General features: G+C 39.4%; 15 protein-coding genes. 5 read left to right on the top strand and 10 right to left on the bottom strand.

The genetic code is table 11. The features are described 5' to 3' along the window. Window positions 1-20 precede the first annotated feature (20 nt). Complete coding sequence (locus ABX891_RS03835; protein ID WP_354628949.1) at window positions 21-2,768, top strand: S9 family peptidase; 2,748 nt, start codon at window positions 21-23, stop codon at window positions 2,766-2,768. Window positions 2,769-3,019: 251 nt separating this feature from the next. Next, complete coding sequence (locus ABX891_RS03830; RefSeq protein ID WP_354628948.1) at window positions 3,020-4,123, top strand: GGDEF domain-containing protein; 1,104 nt, start codon at window positions 3,020-3,022, stop codon at window positions 4,121-4,123. A 2-nt stretch (window positions 4,124-4,125) separates the two neighbouring features. Here the strand turns inward: ABX891_RS03830 and ABX891_RS03825 are convergent, their stop codons facing one another. Next, the gene (locus ABX891_RS03825) at window positions 4,126-5,310 is read right to left on the bottom strand and encodes a BaiN/RdsA family NAD(P)/FAD-dependent oxidoreductase (RefSeq protein ID WP_354628947.1); all 1,185 of its coding nucleotides are present in this window, start codon (window positions 5,308-5,310) and stop codon (window positions 4,126-4,128) included. A gap of 328 nt (window positions 5,311-5,638) precedes the next feature. Here ABX891_RS03825 and ABX891_RS03820 point away from each other — a divergent pair, with 328 nt between their 5' ends. Then, window positions 5,639-7,765, top strand: a complete 2,127-nt coding sequence (locus ABX891_RS03820) for a S8 family peptidase (protein WP_354628946.1) — start codon at window positions 5,639-5,641, stop codon at window positions 7,763-7,765. Between the two features lie 104 nt (window positions 7,766-7,869). Here ABX891_RS03820 and ABX891_RS03815 read toward each other — a convergent pair whose 3' ends face one another. The 7 genes from ABX891_RS03815 to rplU all read right to left on the bottom strand — a co-directional run bounded on the left by ABX891_RS03815 (window position 7,870) and on the right by rplU (window position 12,708). Next, window positions 7,870-8,343 carry a peroxiredoxin gene (locus tag ABX891_RS03815; protein WP_024594812.1) on the bottom strand — a complete coding sequence of 158 codons (474 nt, stop codon included), beginning with the start codon at window positions 8,341-8,343 and terminating at the stop codon, window positions 7,870-7,872. Between the two features lie 130 nt (window positions 8,344-8,473). Beyond that, window positions 8,474-9,358, bottom strand: coding sequence for a UTP--glucose-1-phosphate uridylyltransferase GalU (gene galU, locus ABX891_RS03810; protein WP_354628945.1), 885 nt, complete (start codon window positions 9,356-9,358; stop codon window positions 8,474-8,476). 447 nt (window positions 9,359-9,805) lie between these two features. Then, window positions 9,806-10,183, bottom strand: a complete 378-nt coding sequence (locus ABX891_RS03805) for a DUF3718 domain-containing protein (protein WP_024594810.1) — start codon at window positions 10,181-10,183, stop codon at window positions 9,806-9,808. Window positions 10,184-10,261: 78 nt separating this feature from the next. Beyond that, window positions 10,262-10,753: a type 3 dihydrofolate reductase gene (gene folA, locus ABX891_RS03800; RefSeq protein WP_138489689.1), complete on the bottom strand. Its 492-nt coding sequence runs from the start codon at window positions 10,751-10,753 to the stop codon at window positions 10,262-10,264. A gap of 73 nt (window positions 10,754-10,826) precedes the next feature. After that, the gene (gene cgtA, locus ABX891_RS03795; protein WP_002957746.1) at window positions 10,827-11,984 is read right to left on the bottom strand and encodes an Obg family GTPase CgtA; all 1,158 of its coding nucleotides are present in this window, start codon (window positions 11,982-11,984) and stop codon (window positions 10,827-10,829) included. A gap of 138 nt (window positions 11,985-12,122) precedes the next feature. Then, window positions 12,123-12,380 carry a 50S ribosomal protein L27 gene (gene rpmA, locus ABX891_RS03790; RefSeq protein WP_002957747.1) on the bottom strand — a complete coding sequence of 86 codons (258 nt, stop codon included), beginning with the start codon at window positions 12,378-12,380 and terminating at the stop codon, window positions 12,123-12,125. Between the two features lie 16 nt (window positions 12,381-12,396). Beyond that, entirely contained in the window at window positions 12,397-12,708 is a 312-nt protein-coding gene (gene rplU, locus ABX891_RS03785; protein WP_002957748.1) for a 50S ribosomal protein L21, read from the bottom strand. A gap of 422 nt (window positions 12,709-13,130) precedes the next feature. Between rplU and ispB the strand changes: the two genes are divergently transcribed. Further along, the gene (gene ispB / locus ABX891_RS03780; RefSeq protein ID WP_024596483.1) at window positions 13,131-14,102 is read left to right on the top strand and encodes an octaprenyl diphosphate synthase; all 972 of its coding nucleotides are present in this window, start codon (window positions 13,131-13,133) and stop codon (window positions 14,100-14,102) included. A gap of 85 nt (window positions 14,103-14,187) precedes the next feature. Here the strand turns inward: ispB and mdh are convergent, their stop codons facing one another. Beyond that, a complete protein-coding gene (gene mdh, locus ABX891_RS03775; RefSeq protein ID WP_354628944.1) occupies window positions 14,188-15,120 on the bottom strand; it encodes a malate dehydrogenase in 933 nt (310 codons plus the stop codon). A gap of 225 nt (window positions 15,121-15,345) precedes the next feature. Here mdh and argR point away from each other — a divergent pair, with 225 nt between their 5' ends. After that, on the top strand, window positions 15,346-15,813 hold the full coding sequence (gene argR / locus ABX891_RS03770) for a transcriptional regulator ArgR (RefSeq protein WP_002957753.1): 468 nt from the start codon (window positions 15,346-15,348) through the stop codon (window positions 15,811-15,813). Between the two features lie 7 nt (window positions 15,814-15,820). Here argR and ABX891_RS03765 read toward each other — a convergent pair whose 3' ends face one another. Further along, a complete protein-coding gene (locus ABX891_RS03765) occupies window positions 15,821-16,720 on the bottom strand; it encodes a Dyp-type peroxidase (protein ID WP_354628943.1) in 900 nt (299 codons plus the stop codon). Between the last annotated feature and the right edge of the window lie 39 nt (window positions 16,721-16,759).

Genomic DNA, 16,759 nt, shown 5'->3' with positions numbered 1-16,759 from the left:
TCATAATACGAGAATCAATAATGAAAACAAAACTCACCTTATTAAGCACGGCACTCGTTGCCAGCTTAACTAGCACCTGCATACACGCCAAAGAATCGCTGCAATTTAAAGACGTATTTAGTTTTAAATCAGCTAAAAGCACACAACTATCTGACAATGGCCAAGTACTCACTTTTAGTGCAACGCCGTATCGTGGAAATGCAACTGGCCAAGTTTACTCACTACAAAGTAATACGCTCATCGCAGAAGTAGAACGCGGCACTAAGCCTCATATTAATAAAGCCGCTAACTGGGTCGCTTTTACACAAGTACCTACCTTACTTGAAAAAGAAACAACCAAAAAAAAAGACACACTTAAAAACAATCTGGTACTCGTAAACACACAATCAGGTGCCCAACAAAGCTTTGCTGATGTAAAAGATTACACGCTATCTGATGACGGTATGTGGCTTGCTTATCGTTTAAATAAAAAAGACGATGACGCAAAAGTAGAAGATAAAACCGATAGCGCTATCACGCCCGATAAAAAAGATAAGAGCTATGCGCTTGTTATCGTCAATTTATCTGATAAACGCAGCCATACGATAGAAAATGTATTTAGCTACGCTATTAACTCTGCTAACAGCCAATTATTAGTGAGCCAAAGTTACAGCGATGGTAATAACAACCAAATAGCGCTGATTGAGCTAAGTAACTTTAATAGCAGCGTATTAATTGATGAACCGGGCGTAATCTCAAATAAAATAGCGTGGCACCCCACTGACAATATTGCAGTGTTTACATTAGGTAACTATGTAAATGATGACACGCGCCGTCGAAGCTACACTTTACAGCTATATAAAAACAATAAACTTTCAACAATAGCCTCACCTGATAAAACATGGACCCTAGGTAAAACAGCATCCCTTGAATGGTCAGAAAATGGCGAGCGCTTATATTTTGAAAACCATCCAAAATTAGCAGCTAAAGTAAAAGCCAAAGAATATACCGACGAAGCCTCACTATACGATTTTGACACCATTCGTGAACACAAAGGTCTTAATGTATGGCACAACAACGATGCGCAAATAAAACCACGTGAAGAGCAACAATGGAACGAGGTTAATAAAAATCGCCATTACAGTGCGGTGTATCACTTTAACTCGCAAAAAGTTGCGCAACTTAGTACACCAAACATGCCTGAGGTTGCACTAAACCCTCAGCGAGATGTGTCTTTACTTGGCTCATCTAACATCCCCTACCTAGAAAAAATAATGTACGGCGGTTTTTTTGCTGATTACTTTGCAGTAAATATAAACACCGGTACACAAACTCCAATTATTAGTAACTACCCGTTTAAACCGAGCCTTGCACCTAATGGTGAGTTTGCAGCTTATTTTAGCGATAGCCAAATACAGTTAAAAGATTTAAAAAATAATAAAGTAACACCGCTTACAAAAGTGATTCAGGCAACCTTTGCTGATGATAAACACGACTACCCATCTGCTCAACCTGGTTATGGTTTTGCTGGTTGGATGACCGATAGCAGCCAAGTACTTGCTTATAGTAAATACGATATTTGGGCGTTTGATGTAAAAACTAAGCAAGCTAAACGCCTAACTAATGGTAAGCAAAGCAATACGCAGTACCGTGTTATTAAGCTTGATAAAACCAGAGTGGGCTTTAAAAAAGGCGATACATTACTTGTCTCTGCTATTAACTTACAAACTAAACAAAGCGAAGTTGCAAAGCTCGACTTAACCACTAACACACTAACTAAGGTGCTTAGCGATGATAAACGCTTTGATATGGTTAAAAAAGCCAAAAAGGCTGACAAGTACTTATTTACCTCGCAAACTTATAGCCAATTTCCTGATTACTACCAAACAGATTTTAGCTTTAGTTCACCAAAACAAGTGACCACGCTAAACCCACAAATTAGTAATTTTGCCTGGGGCGAAAAGCCAGAGCTGATAAGCTATAAAGGTTTTGATGGCGAAGACTTACAAGGCGTACTAATAAAACCTGCGGGATATAAAAAAGGCGATAAAGTGCCTGTGGTTGTGTATTTTTACCGTTACATGAGCCAGCGTATGTTTGATTTTCCAAAAATGGAATTAAACCATCGCCCTAATTTCCCTATGTTTACCTCAAACGGTTATGCGGTATTTTTACCTGATATTCGTTTTGAAATAGGTCACCCGGGTAAATCGTCAACGCAAACCATGATAAACGCCACCCAAAAATTAATAGATTTAGGCATAGCCGACCCTGATAAAATAGGTTTACAAGGTCACTCTTGGGCGGGCTATCAAAGTGCGTTTATGATAACCCAAACAGATATGTTTAAAGCGGTTGTATCTGGCGCGCCAGTATCAAACATGACCAGTGCTTATAGTGGCATACGTTTAAAATCAGGTCTTGCTCGTCAGTTTCAATACGAAACAGGGCAAAGCCGTATAGGTAAAAACTTATTTGAAGCACCAGAACTGTACATAGAAAACTCACCGGTGTTTTTTGCAGATAAAGTAAATACCCCTATTTTAATTATGTTTGGCGATAAAGACGATGCAGTGCCTTGGCACGAAGGCGTGCAGTACTACTTAGCACTTCGCCGCGCTGGTAAAGATGCAACCTTTTTACAATACGAAGGTGAACCACACCACTTGAAAAAGTTTCCTAATCAGGTCGATTTTTCAGTACGTATGATGCAGTACTTTGATCATTACTTAAAAGGCAAACCAGCTGCAAAGTGGATGACACAAGGCGAAGCATTTATAGAGGAATAGATATAGCATTTATTCAGAGCTCTACGTAAGCGATAACGGCGAGCTCTGCGTCAATTAAATCAAGGCGAGGCATATTACATTTAAGTAATCAGTCACTACCTAGTCCTTCATACCTTTGAAAAATGCTGTAATGATCTTTAAACTTTTATAAACACCACCGTATATAAGCGTTTTAATCAAAGTAAAAAACTATAATAAAAGCCTAATATAAGTAATAATCACTAAATTCAGAGGTTAAAGAGTCGTTCATTATGCTAGGTTTTTGGTACAAAGAGTTTCCACAATACCCAAAAGACCATAAGGATTTTTGGCGTACTCGCTTAATAGCCCACTCTTTACTAATAACTACATGTTACTTTTTAGTTTTAACACTCCTCAATCTTTTTTATTTTAAAAGCTATGACATTGCTTTAATTGATGCCTTAGGACTTACGATATCGTTAGGTATTTATACTTGGTTTAATAAAACAGCCAACGTAAATGCAGCAGCGTGGGCTGTTACCCTTATGGTCGTTAGCTTAATAATGATGTTTGTGGTTTCTGTAGGTGGGCATGCGCATTCTTTATTTTGGGCGACGTTAATCCCGCCTTTTAGCTTTTTTTTAGTTGGAAGAAACTGGGGAAGCCTATTTAGTGCAGTCGCTTTTGCTATTTGTGCGTATCTTGTGTATTTACAACAACAGCAAACTGTAACAATTGGCTTAGGCTCTTTATTTAATCTTATAGAAGTAAGCCTTGCTCATATTTTAATTTTTAGGTTTTACGAAAAAACACGGTTTTCGGCATACACTCGATTATCTATCCGTAACTTAGAAATTCAACACTTAGCAGAAACCGATAAGTTAACGGGGCTTTATAACAGGCAAAAATTTGATTTTGAATTATCACAGTTAATTGCTAAAAATGACGTTTTTAAAACCCCACATTGCTTACTTATTTGCGATATAGACCACTTCAAAAATATAAACGATACCTACGGGCATTTGGTTGGTGATAACGTGCTAACTGAATTTGCAAAAATATTAAAAAGCCGTATGGGAAATGACGCACTTATTGCGCGATGGGGTGGAGAAGAATTCACTATTATTTTATCCAACACCTCTTTAAATGATAGCGTTAAAAAAGCCGATGACCTAAGAAAGTATATTGCCGAAAACACAGTTACAAATGTAGCATTTACTATAAGTATTGGATTAGCAACGATACAAAAAGACGATACAGTGCTAAAACTACTGGAGCGGGCTGATACAGCGCTATATAAGGCTAAAAATAATGGACGCAATAAAGTATGTGTTAGCGATAACGATTCAACCGTTATCGCTCAATCAACTTACTTAAATGGGTTTATAGCCTAAACTTAAGCGTGCTGCCCACAAGCAAATCCACAGCTCCACGCATATTGGAAGTTGTAGCCTCCAAGCCACCCTGTTACGTCAGTTACTTCGCCTATAAAGTATAGGCCTTTAGCTTTTTTAGCTTCAAAGGTTTTTGAGCTCAACTCGTCAGTATCTACACCGCCCAATGTTACTTCTGCTGTTCTATAACCTTCTGTGCCATTGGGTTTAATTTGCCACGCATGAATATAATTTACTAACTCATTTATTTGAGCATGGGTAAGCTGATTAATATTACAATCTGGTATCGCTTTGCTTTCGTGCAGTATTTCTATAAAGCGTTTAGGTAAAATAGTCGCAAGACTATTTTTTAACGACTTTTGTGCTTGCGTTTCTCGCCAATCAGCAAGTTGCTGCCTTAAATCAATTTCAGGTAATAGGTTTATAGTTACAGCCTGCCCTGCTCGCCAAAATGAGCTTATTTGCAATATTGCTGGGCCCGATAACCCTCGGTGAGTAAAGAGGATGTTTTCTTTAAATACGGTGCCGTCTTCGCTTGAAACTTCACAAAGAATGCTAATTCCCGAGAGCCCTTCAAAACGCTCTTTATCATGCTGATGCAAAGTAAACGGCACAAGTGCAGCCATAGTTGGTAACACGCTTAAGCCAAACTGCTCTGCAATTTTATAACCTATTGGTGTAGCCCCTAGTTTTGGCATAGTTAAGCCACCTGATGCTATAACTAACGACTCACAGCTTAAGGTTTCTTGCTCTGTGGTAACGCTATAGCCGGTTTCGGTTTTTGATACGCTAATCACTTCACTGCGTAGTTTTATATTTACCCCGGCCCACTCACATTCGGTCAGTAAAATATCAACAATGTCTTGTGCATTGTTATCGCAAAAAAGCTGACCTAGTGTTTTATGGTGATACGCCAAGCCATGTCTGTCTACCAGCTCAATAAAGTCATGCTGTGTATAGCGACTTAAACATGATTTAACAAAATGAGCATTTGCGCATAAGTAGTTATCAGGGGTTGCGTTTTCATTTGTAAAATTACAACGCCCACCACCACTTATTAAAATTTTACGACCTGGTTTTTTGCCCATATCAAGTACTGTAACGCTTCGGCCACGGTATCCAGCTTGCGCTGCACACATTAATCCTGCTGCTCCCGCACCTATTACAATTACATCTACTTGACTCATTATTTTACCCTACTAAGAAATTTTTCCGATTATAGCAAAGTTTGATAGCTAACAACGTAGCATTTAAATTATTAGCAATAACACAACAAAAACGCATCAGTAATAAGTCGGGAATAATTACCCGCACAACAAACCAACCCTTTATACTTATTTTTAATTTATATGACAAATACTAAACAACGAGTAAACCGCTAAAAACCTGAGTTATAACTAAATGAAAGAGGTACATAATAAATTGATATTTTAACCTAGTTAACAGATCGTTTACTTTTGTTCCCGCATCGTGATCCTACATCACGAAATAATAAATAAAAATCTAGGGATAATTATGACAACAAGTAAAACTTTTAAAAGATGCGCAATTGCAATTACAGTTAGTACGCTTTTTGCTGCAACATCTGGCATGGCTCAATCAGTTTCAAGTTCAATGGCTGAAACATCGGCTAAACTACAAAGCCAAGGCGGTTTCGAAACTCAGTTCATTATTAAATATAAAAATAATAACGAAATGGCGAGCCTCTCAACTGCAGACGCAAGCCCAGCTAGCATGAAAAAGCGCGCACAAAGCTTTGTTAAAAACTTCGCTTCTAAAAAAGGCAAAGTAAAAGCAAAATACGTTCGTGCAATGGCACTTAATAATCATCACGTAATGCGTGCTGATAAAAAATTAAGTGCGGCTGAGGCCCAAGAGTTTATGCAAGAAATGGTTGATTCTGGCAATGTGGAATACATTGAAGTGGATCAAATGTTAAAGCCGTTTTCAACTCCTAACGATCCACGTTTTGATGACCAATGGCACTACTACGAGCAAGCCGGTGGTTTAAACTTACCGACCGCATGGGATACCGCAACGGGTAGCGGTGTAGTTGTAGCTGTACTAGATACGGGCTACCGCCCTCATGCTGATTTAAACGCTAATATTTTACCGGGTTACGATATGATCTCTAACCTTTCGGTAGCTAATGACGGTGGCGGTCGCGATAGCGATGCACGTGATCCTGGTGATGCAGTTGCTGCGAATGAATGTGGTACTAACGGTGCACAAAACTCTAGTTGGCATGGCACGCACGTAGCCGGCACAGTTGCTGCGGTAACCAATAACGGTGAAGGTGTTGCAGGCGTAGCTTATAACGCAAAAGTAGTGCCTGTTCGTGTACTAGGTAAGTGTGGTGGTTTAACCTCTGATATTGCAGACGGTATTATTTGGGCATCTGGTGGAAGTGTTTCAGGTATTCCTGCTAACTCAAACCCTGCTGATGTAATTAATATGAGTTTAGGTGGCAGCGGTTCATGTAGCTCTACAACTCAAAATGCAATTAACACAGCACGTAGTAACGGCACTGTGGTAGTTATTGCTGCAGGTAACGATAACGATAACTCAGCAAACTACAACCCAGGTAACTGTAACGGTGTAGTAAACGTAGCCTCAGTGGGCCGTAATGGCGGCAGAGCTTATTACTCAAACTACGGTAGCAATATTGATGTTGCAGCACCAGGCGGCTCACAAAGCTTTGCAAACGACTCTGAAGGCGTTCTATCAACATACAATTCAGGTTCGTCTACACCTTCAAGCGACAGCTATAGCTTTTCACAAGGTACATCAATGGCTGCGCCTCACGTAGCAGGTGTTGCGGCACTTATTAAGCAAGCAAAACCAAATGCAACGCCTGACGAAATAGAAAGTATTTTAAAATCAACTACCCGCTCGTTCCCTGCAACATGTACTAGCTGTGGTACGGGTATTGTTGATGCTGCCGCAGCTGTTGCAGCAGCAAGTGGCGGCACTACTCCACCTACAGGTGGCGATAGCGAGCTTATTAATGGTGAAGCTAAAACAGGTTTAAGTGGGGCTGCAAATGCACAAGCATTTTACACGATGACAGTACCAAGCGGTGCAACTAACGTAACATTCACTATGAGTGGTGGTACTGGCGATGCTGATTTATACGTACGTGCAGGCAGTAAACCTACAACTACTACCTATGATTGTCGTCCATATAAAGGCGGTAATAGCGAAGAGTGTTCTATTGATAACCCTACTGCGGGAACTTACCACGTAATGCTTAACGGCTACTCTGCGTATTCAGCTGTTAGCTTGGTAGGTAATATTACTGGTGGTTCATCATCGGGTGGCGGTTCAGGTACTCCACAAGCAGGCGGCGGCACTATAAGCGATGTGTCAGCCAATACTGGGCAGTGGAAACATTACACGTTAGATGTACCAGCTGGAATGAGTACGTTTATAGTAACAACATCGGGTGGCAGTGGCGATGCTGATTTATTTGTAAAATACGGTAGCCAACCAACAGCAAGCTCATACGATTGCCGCCCTTATAAAAATGGCAATGCAGAAACATGTACATTTACTAATCCACAAGCAGGTACTTGGCACTTAAGCGTTAACGCTTATAGCACTTTCTCTGGTTTAACGCTTAGCGGGCAATACCAACCGTAATTTAAAGTTTGAGCCTTAAATAAAAAACCGATGTTGTTTCCAACATCGGTTTTTCAATAATAACTAGCTGATTAATTAAAGCTAAAATCTACACTTTATTACTGTTACAGCTTTTCTAGTACTGATTCTGCGCGGCTTACAACAAACTCTTTGTCTTGTTCTACAAATAAACCTGTTACTAGCGCATTTTCAATAATCATAGCGTAACGCGTTGAACGTATACCACCAAAACTAGCAGTATCTTTATCAAGCCCTAACGATTTAGTGAAACTTCCATCGCCATCCCCAAGCATTGTAATTTCTTGCGCGTTTTGTGAGTCACCCCATGCTTTCATAACAAATGCATCATTAACAGATACACAGTAAATAGCATCAACACCTTTTGCTTTAATTTTATCAGCAAGGGTAATAAACTCAGGTAAATGGGCATTTGAACACGTTGGAGTAAACGCACCAGGTACTGCAAATAACACGACTTTTTTACCTTCAAACAATTCTTTATTTGTAAGAGATTGCATACCGTCGTCAGTTAATTGCGTTAACGTCACTGCTGGTAATTCTTGGCCTTGCTCAATCATGGTAGTTCCTTGAAAAGATTAATACAGAATAAGTAACAATCGTACTACGTAGCCTACTACTAGGTATAAAAAGTACGGCTAACTTAGTAGCTCAAAATAGCCTACCATAGAACGAAGAATACGCGCTGTATTAAGGTAAATTCAAATCATTTATAAAACTTGAAAAATCATTACCTAGCTTTTCATCTCGCAGACTGTACTCAACAATTGCTTTTAAGTAGCCTAACTTATCTCCACAATCGTGAGAGCGACCACTCATATGAAATGCTTCAACGGTTTCTTGTGCCATTAATGCGTCAATAGAATCTGTAAGTTGTATTTCACCGCCAGCACCTACAGACGTTTTTGCAAGTAGAGGCCAAATATTCTTACTCAGTACATATCGCCCTACAACAGCTAGATTAGAAGGCGCTAAATCTGCATCAGGTTTTTCAACCATTGCTTTAATTGCAGCACTTTTACCTGGCATTAACTCAACACCGCTTATATCAGCAATACCATATTTACTAACGTCTTCTTTAGCTACCGGCTCAAGCATTATTTGGCTTGCTTGAGTTTCTTTAAAGCGTTTAATCATGGCCGCTAAGTTTTCAGTCTCTTGATCCGCAGTATAGGCATCAAGTATCACATCTGGCAGGAGCACAACAAAGTTGTTATCACCAACTATTGGTTTAGCGCATAAAATAGCATGTCCAAGCCCTTTAGCTTCACCTTGGCGTACACTCATAATAGTTACATCATTTGGACAAATAGAGCGAATTTCATCTAATAAAGCTCGTTTAACACGCTTCTCAAGAGTCGCTTCTAGTTCATAACTTGTATCAAAGTGGTTTTCGATTGCATTTTTAGAGCTATGCGTAACTAACACAATATCTTTAATACCAGCGGACACACATTCGCTGACAATATATTGAATTAGAGGCTTATCGACTATTGGGAGCATTTCTTTTGGGATAGCTTTTGTCATAGGGAGCATTCTCGTCCCTAAGCCAGCTACTGGAATTACAGCTTTCATATCTGTCCTTAGTGATTAAGTTTGTAAATAATATCAATTCGCTTAATTAAGTGATCTATTTTGAGGATGGAAAACGTGTTGATAGCTAGGCAAAAAATTCGCTACTTAGTTGTTCTAAATGAGAATTTTTTAACACAGGTAGCGACACGTTTAGCCCCGCAAAATAATTAAGTATTATTGCGTATTGGTACAAACTAGCAGATACAAAATAGATACCAGCTGAATAAAGTTACCTCTTTTGAAGAAGTAAATTTGAAGCTGTTTATTAAACAGAGACTCTACATTTTTGGTTATTTAAAATGAGCAGGTAAGTTATAAAGTTTATTAATGATTTTGTTGTGAGGTAAGATTACATTAGCTAAACGAAAAAACCTGGGGTTGCTATAAATAACAAACCCAGACCAATAAATTTCTAACTAAAGGTCGCGTTACAAAACCTTTTTATAATTAAAGACCTGCACGCTCTTTAATTACTGCAATAAGCGGTGAGCTGGCAAAATTCCCTTCAGCCCAAGCAATATCAGCACCATCTGTTAACGCACTTTTTGATAAGTTTTTAACTATATACTCACCAGTATCTACTGCATTACTAGCAACAGCATGACGTAATAAGTTATTACCATTACATTGTACTGCATCATAAATATTACGAATTTTTACACGAGAGCTTTTAAGCTTGCTGCGTAATCGGTTTTTATCGTCTGCCGCAATATATTCACAAATAGATACTGCTAATTGATCTTCAGCATTTACAGGTGCTGTATACGAAAACGAACTAACAGCTACAACGGCAGTAAGTGCAACTAGCTTTGGTAATTTAAACATGACAAACCCTTTATAATACTTTGTTCTTATATAGACTATCGAATATTATATCAATCTATCAAAATTTACGCAATAATGTTAACGTTCTTTATATAAAGTTACGAATTTATAACTAGATAAATTCTTGTCATCCGGATGGTTTTCTTGCTCTTCTTTCACGTACCAATTAGCAACTTTATTGTAATCAGGAAACTGTGTATCGCCTTTAACATCTAAATCAATAAAAGTTAGATATAGGCGCTCTGCTTTTGGTAAAAATTGCTCATAGATATTACCACCACCAATAATCATTACTTCTTCAGCAGTAGCAACGAGTTCTAATGCGGCATCTGGCGTAGTTACTACTTCAATACCCTGTGCAGTATATTCGCTGTTTCGAGTAATAATAATATTACGGCGCCCAGGTAATGGACGGCCTATAGACTCAAAAGTTTTACGACCCATGATCACAGGCTTACCCGTAGTGACCTTTTTAAAATGCTGAAGATCTGCAGGTAAATGCCATGGCATTTTATTATCTAGACCAATTACACGGTTATTTGCCATTGCTGCAATCATTGAAATTATCATAATATACACCTAGTACTTTATTCTTAAACAAAGAAAAAGGAGCATAAGCTCCTTTTTAGTAAATTCTATTTAATTAACGCTCGTAGACAACTTCTACGTCGTAATCATCTTCATCCCAGTCATCCCAATCATCATCATTGCCCTTACCTTTAGTGGCTTTTTCATGATAGGTATCCCACTTAAATTCAACTTCTTCATCTTCCACTTGTACAAACTTCTCTTTAGGCATGCTATCAAGTAGTGTCATTATGTTGTGGATTAATGGTTGAGTGTTAAGTTTATTAATTGCTGAAATGTGATAGATATTTTCAGTTTCGCCCAGCTCTTCTGCAATCGATTCGCATAACGCTTTTGCTTCATCCTCTGGTAATAAATCTATTTTATTAAATACTAACCAGCGTGGCTTCTCAGCTAATTTAGGGCTGTATTGGTGCAGTTCGTTAATAATCGAAAACGCATTATCAACAGGGTTTGAACCATCTACCGGCATTACATCAATAATGTGTAACAACACACGACAACGCTCTAAATGTTTCAAAAAGCGAATACCTAGGCCTGCGCCATCAGATGCACCTTCAATTAGACCCGGAATATCGGCTATAACAAATGATTTATTTGCTTCAGGACGTACTACACCTAAATTAGGAATAAGCGTCGTGAATGGGTAATCAGCTACTTTTGGTCTTGCTGCAGATACACTGCGGATAAACGTAGATTTACCGGCATTTGGTAATCCAAGTAAGCCAACATCAGCTAATAATAGTAACTCTAATTTTAAGTTACGTACTTCACCTGGTGTGCCTAATGTTTTTTGACGAGGTGCTCGGTTAGTACTTGATTTAAAACGCGCATTCCCCAAGCCGTGGAAACCACCTTTTGCAACCAAAATTCGTTGACCATGTTGCGTTAAATCGCCAAGTCCCTCTTGGGTATCAACATCCATGATGCGCGTGCCTACAGGCACCATAACAAATAAGTCATCAGCTTTTCGGCCTGTACAGTTACGGCTACGACCGTTAGTACCACGTTCAGCTCTATGGAAGCGCTCAAACTGATAATCAATTAAGGTATTTAAGTTTTCATCAGCTTGTAGATAAACACTACCACCGTCTCCACCGTCACCGCCGTCTGGTCCACCATCTGGAACATATTTTTCACGACGGAAAGACACGATGCCGCTGCCACCGTCTCCAGCTTCTGCGCGAATTTCTACTTCATCTACAAACTTCATGATTACTCACTTTAGGGATTGGCTTGTTTAATAACTCTATTATATACCCAAGCCAGCACAAATGCAGGCTTGGGTATATATTAGCTGACTACAAAACAAAAAACCCCGCAAAGGCGGGGTTTTTAACTACCTTACTGATTACTCAGTTACGATAGTTACGTATTTACGGTTTAAAGGACCTTTTTGTTCAAACTGAACTTTACCATCTGCTTTTGCGAAGATAGTGTGGTCTTTACCGATACCTACGTTAGTACCAGGGTGGAAACGAGTTCCACGCTGACGAACAATGATGCTACCCGCTAGAACTGATTCGCCACCAAAACGCTTAACACCTAGGCGTTTGCTTTCTGAATCGCGACCGTTACGAGTACTACCAGCTGCTTTTTTATGTGCCATTTCTAAGTACCTCTAATTAAGCGCTAATGCTAGTGATTTTAACTTCAGTGAACCATTGACGATGGCCCATTTGCTTACGAGAATGCTTACGGCGTCTAAATTTAACAACCTTAATCTTCTCACCGCGACCATGTGAAACAACCTCAGCTGTTATCTTGCCACCGTTTACGAACGGTACACCGATCTCGATTTTCTCACCATCAGCAACTAAAAGTACTGAATCAAATTCTACTGCCGCACCAGTTTCAACGTCTAATTTTTCAAGACGAATCGTTTGACCTTCAGTCACACGATGCTGTTTACCACCACTTTGGAAAACCGCGTACATAATTAACTCCGTCTGTGCACCCTCAAATCGGCGCAACTAAAATATTCTTCGATAGGGCGCGAAGTTTACGCTAACGCGAAATAACTAGCAAGCCTATTTTGTAATTAAAATGAATAAAAAGTAGCTGCTTTGAGAGCAATTCAATATTTACCCCATTTTATATTAATTGGCCCTTTTGCCAAGCGCTTTTTAACTCTTAGCCGAAATAAATTAATGTACTCAAATATGACCCTCACAGCTCAATATCTAAGCACACCATAAACTGTATATTGATTATCAATTAATCAGTTATCTTGGCTAATTCAGTCTAAATTAAGTACTTTAATAGTGTTTTTTCAATCAATCGTCACAAAATATCGAGCTAGTGCATTTTTTGTTGTACAATCTGCGCCGTTCACACATAAAAATTGGCTCGGAGATCAATGGATATAAAAGCTATCCAGGCGTTAATCGAAAGCGATATGAATGACGTCAATCAACTTATACATGCGCAAATGCGCTCAGATGTGGCGTTAGTTAATCAGCTTGGTTTATATATAGTTAGCAGTGGCGGCAAACGCGTTCGTCCAATGCTGGCTATTTTAGCAGCCAAAGCGCTCGGTTATCAGGGTAAAGATCACATAACACTTGCAACAATTGTTGAGTTTATCCATACAGCAACGCTATTGCATGATGATGTTGTAGATGAATCAAACTTACGACGTGGCACGCCTACAGCAAATGCTGAATTTGGTAATGCTGCTAGCGTATTGGTTGGTGACTTTATTTACACTCGCTCATTTCAGCTTATGGTTGGCCTTGGAAAAATGCAGATTATGCAAGTACTTGCCGATGCAACAAACATTATTGCTGAAGGTGAAGTATTGCAGCTGATGAACTGCAATGACCCAGATACGACTGAAGCCAGCTATATGCAGGTTATTTACTCTAAAACGGCTAAATTATTTGAAGCAGCTACAGGCCTTGCTGCCATTATCACAGAGCAAGACCAAGCGACACTTGATGCACTAAACCTATACGGTATGCATTTAGGTACTGCGTTTCAACTAGTAGATGACGTACTCGATTACAATGCAGATGCTGAGCAGCTAGGTAAAAACATTGGCGATGATTTAGCTGAAGGCAAACCAACCCTTCCGCTTATTTATGCTATGCAACATGGTAGCGAGCAGCAAACACAGCTCATTCGTGATGCAATAGAGCACAGTAATGGTATGGAGCATTTAGAAGAAATTTTAACTGCACTAAAACAAACTAATGCGCTTGAGTTTACAATGCAAAAAGCAGAGCTTGAGGCCGAAAAAGCCATTGCCTGTTTAGACTTTTTAGCTGAGTCTGACTATAAGCAAGCACTTATAAGCCTTGCCCGTATTGCGGTTGACCGCGACCACTAGTTTTAACTAGTTACACAGTGTGACATTAATTCTGAGCAATAAAAAAGCCTGCAAATGCAGGCTTTTTTGTTGCTTAAAGCGGCTATTACGCCATGAAATCAACACCTTCTTTGATGTCTTTTTTCAGAGTTTCAAGCATGTCATTTTTTGCTTTTGTTTCAAATGCGCTTAGTTCGCCGTAAGAAAGAATTTTTTCTACGCCGTTTTTACCTAAACGTACTGGATGTGCAAAGTACTCTGCATCGCCATTTTCAACAGCAACGTAAGCGTAATCTACAACTTCTTCACCTTGTAGGCCTTTAACTAAAGACATACAAAAACGAGCTGCAGCAGCACCCATAGATAGCGTAGCTGAACCACCGCCGGCTTTAGCATTTACAACTTCAGTACCCGCATTTTGGATACGTGGAGTAAGTGCAGCAACTTCTTCATCAGTGAAAGAAACACCTTCAACTTGAGAAAGTAGAGGCAGAATAGTTGTGCCTGAGTGACCACCAATTACTGGTACTTTTACAGTTGCTACGTCTACGCCTTTAAGTTCAGCAACAAATGCTTCTGAACGAATAACGTCAAGCGTAGTAATACCGAATACGCGTTTAGCGTCGTAAGTACCTGCTTTTTTGAATACTTCAGCAACAATTGGAACTGTGCCGTTTACTGGGTTAGTAATAATACCTACTAACGCTTTAGGACAGCTGGCAACAATGCCTTCTGCTAAAGTTTTGATGATGCCAGCATTTACATTGAATAAATCAGCACGATCCATACCTGGTTTACGTGGCATACCCGCTGGGATAAGAACGATGTCAGAACCTTCAAGCGCTTTATTTAAATCGTCTGCGCCAAAGCCTGCAACTTTAACATCTGTTGGGATGTGAGAAAGGTCAACCGCAACACCTGGTACTACTGGTGCAACATCATAAAGTGATAATTCAGAGCCAGCTGGTAAGCCTGTTTTTAATAATAAAGACAACGCTTGGCCGATACCGCCTGCAGCACCTAATACAGCAACTTTCATTGGAATTCTCCGTAATTTGAGGTAGGAAACATTTGTGGCTCTTAAGATAATGAAATTAGCGACTAAAAACAAATTTATCCTGTCTATTTCAAGTATATTTTCGACCATAGTCGTAAACTTATGTGATTTAACGCATCAAACTGGCAAGTTAACTAAACAACTGCTGCATAATTATTCATTTTTGTGTAGAATTTGCGGCATAAATAACAAAAACGAATAAAGACTATGCAACCACAAGATAAACAAGAAGCACTGGTAAAAGCATTTAAATCACTATTAAAAGAAGAAAATTTTGGCTCTCAAGGCGAAATAGTTGATGCGTTAAAAGATCAAGGTTTTGACAATATAAGCCAAAGTAAAGTATCACGCATGTTAAGTAAATTTGGCGCTGTACGCACACGCAATGCCAAACAAGAAATGGTTTACTGCTTACCTGCTGAAATGGGTGTACCTACGGCTAAAAGCCCATTACGCCAATTAGTAATCGACATTATGCACAACGAAATGATGATCATCATTCGTACCAGCCCAGGTGCTGCTCAGCTTATTGCACGTTTATTAGATTCATTAGGTAAAGCAGATGGCGTACTAGGAACTATTGCCGGCGATGACACTATTTTTATCGCTCCTGCTAAAATATCTGAAATAGATGTAACTCTTGAACGCGTTCGCATTTTATTTGATACGGTTTAATAGCAAATTAAATTTGTTTTAAAAACCCTATTGAAGGTGCAAAGAAAGCAGAGCCCATATCGGCTTGAGTAAAATCAAGCCAGTGGTCGTAGCAATCCCCTTCCCCTAAACGACTATTAAGTACTTTTTCAAACGCGGTGCCCGTACAAGCGCATGTAATTGATAACATTCCCTGCTCATACACGTCGCCATAAGGCATGCTTTGATTTAATAGTAGCGGTTGTCCGTCTCCGTCTTTTAGCTCACTTCGCGAAGCATGGCTGGTTTCGATCGCTGGGGTAATTAGCGTGTTATCAAGACGCGTACGTCCCATTATTTGCTCTTGCTCACTCAATGATAAATGCTGCCACATAGTTAAATCATGTTTATAACGCTGAACATGAATATAACTCCCCTGATCTTCAAAGCTACCAGGGTTGCTGATTAAAGCCGTAGCGCGCTTTTTTCTTCCATGTGCGGTGTCGCCACCATAAATAAAACCGTTAAAATCACGACCATCTAAAAAGCGAAAATTCCGAATTTGCTCCACCAGCTCTACATCGGGGGCAAATAATTTTAAAATTTGCAGCGCAAATAAATGGTTAACGTCTTCACGGTCAGAGCGAATTTGCACAAATAAATCACACGGTTGTACACTCATTTGGTGATCGCTATGGGTTATATTGGGAAAGCTCTGTAATTCGCTTGGAATGTATTCAGGGAGGATATGCGGCCAGTATTGCGCACCAATAGCAACCATACAAGAGAGCATTGATTCTGAAAATTGATCGCTAAATTCTTCTTCTATAGCGCTTGCTTGTTTTAACTTTGCGCGAAGTGATTCGTCTTGACCATCAAACACATTAAAAAATAAGTGCAAACCGTGTAAGTTTGCTTCAGCACAAATCCCTGATTGCGCTTGCGCCATTGTTATTCCTTAGTTTTACAGATAAAAACACAGCGAATA

It is taken from the genome of Pseudoalteromonas sp. NCIMB 1079 (assembly GCF_040567695.1).
Classification (GTDB): Bacteria; Pseudomonadota; Gammaproteobacteria; order Enterobacterales; family Alteromonadaceae; genus Pseudoalteromonas; species Pseudoalteromonas distincta.
This window is presented reverse-complemented; position numbering and strand designations above follow the sequence as displayed.

Coding starts and splice junctions, on each gene's coding strand:
- ABX891_RS03835 (WP_354628949.1), top strand. CDS start 21: ATGAAAACAAAACTCACCTTATTAAGCACGGCACTCGTTGCCAGCTTA.
- ABX891_RS03830 (WP_354628948.1), top strand. CDS start 3,020: ATGCTAGGTTTTTGGTACAAAGAGTTTCCACAATACCCAAAAGACCAT.
- ABX891_RS03825 (WP_354628947.1), bottom strand. CDS start 5,310: ATGAGTCAAGTAGATGTAATTGTAATAGGTGCGGGAGCAGCAGGATTA.
- ABX891_RS03820 (WP_354628946.1), top strand. CDS start 5,639: ATGACAACAAGTAAAACTTTTAAAAGATGCGCAATTGCAATTACAGTT.
- ABX891_RS03815 (WP_024594812.1), bottom strand. CDS start 8,343: ATGATTGAGCAAGGCCAAGAATTACCAGCAGTGACGTTAACGCAATTA.
- galU (WP_354628945.1), bottom strand. CDS start 9,358: ATGAAAGCTGTAATTCCAGTAGCTGGCTTAGGGACGAGAATGCTCCCT.
- ABX891_RS03805 (WP_024594810.1), bottom strand. CDS start 10,183: ATGTTTAAATTACCAAAGCTAGTTGCACTTACTGCCGTTGTAGCTGTT.
- folA (WP_138489689.1), bottom strand. CDS start 10,753: ATGATAATTTCAATGATTGCAGCAATGGCAAATAACCGTGTAATTGGT.
- cgtA (WP_002957746.1), bottom strand. CDS start 11,984: ATGAAGTTTGTAGATGAAGTAGAAATTCGCGCAGAAGCTGGAGACGGT.
- rpmA (WP_002957747.1), bottom strand. CDS start 12,380: ATGGCACATAAAAAAGCAGCTGGTAGTACTCGTAACGGTCGCGATTCA.
- rplU (WP_002957748.1), bottom strand. CDS start 12,708: ATGTACGCGGTTTTCCAAAGTGGTGGTAAACAGCATCGTGTGACTGAA.
- ispB (WP_024596483.1), top strand. CDS start 13,131: ATGGATATAAAAGCTATCCAGGCGTTAATCGAAAGCGATATGAATGAC.
- mdh (WP_354628944.1), bottom strand. CDS start 15,120: ATGAAAGTTGCTGTATTAGGTGCTGCAGGCGGTATCGGCCAAGCGTTG.
- argR (WP_002957753.1), top strand. CDS start 15,346: ATGCAACCACAAGATAAACAAGAAGCACTGGTAAAAGCATTTAAATCA.
- ABX891_RS03765 (WP_354628943.1), bottom strand. CDS start 16,720: ATGGCGCAAGCGCAATCAGGGATTTGTGCTGAAGCAAACTTACACGGT.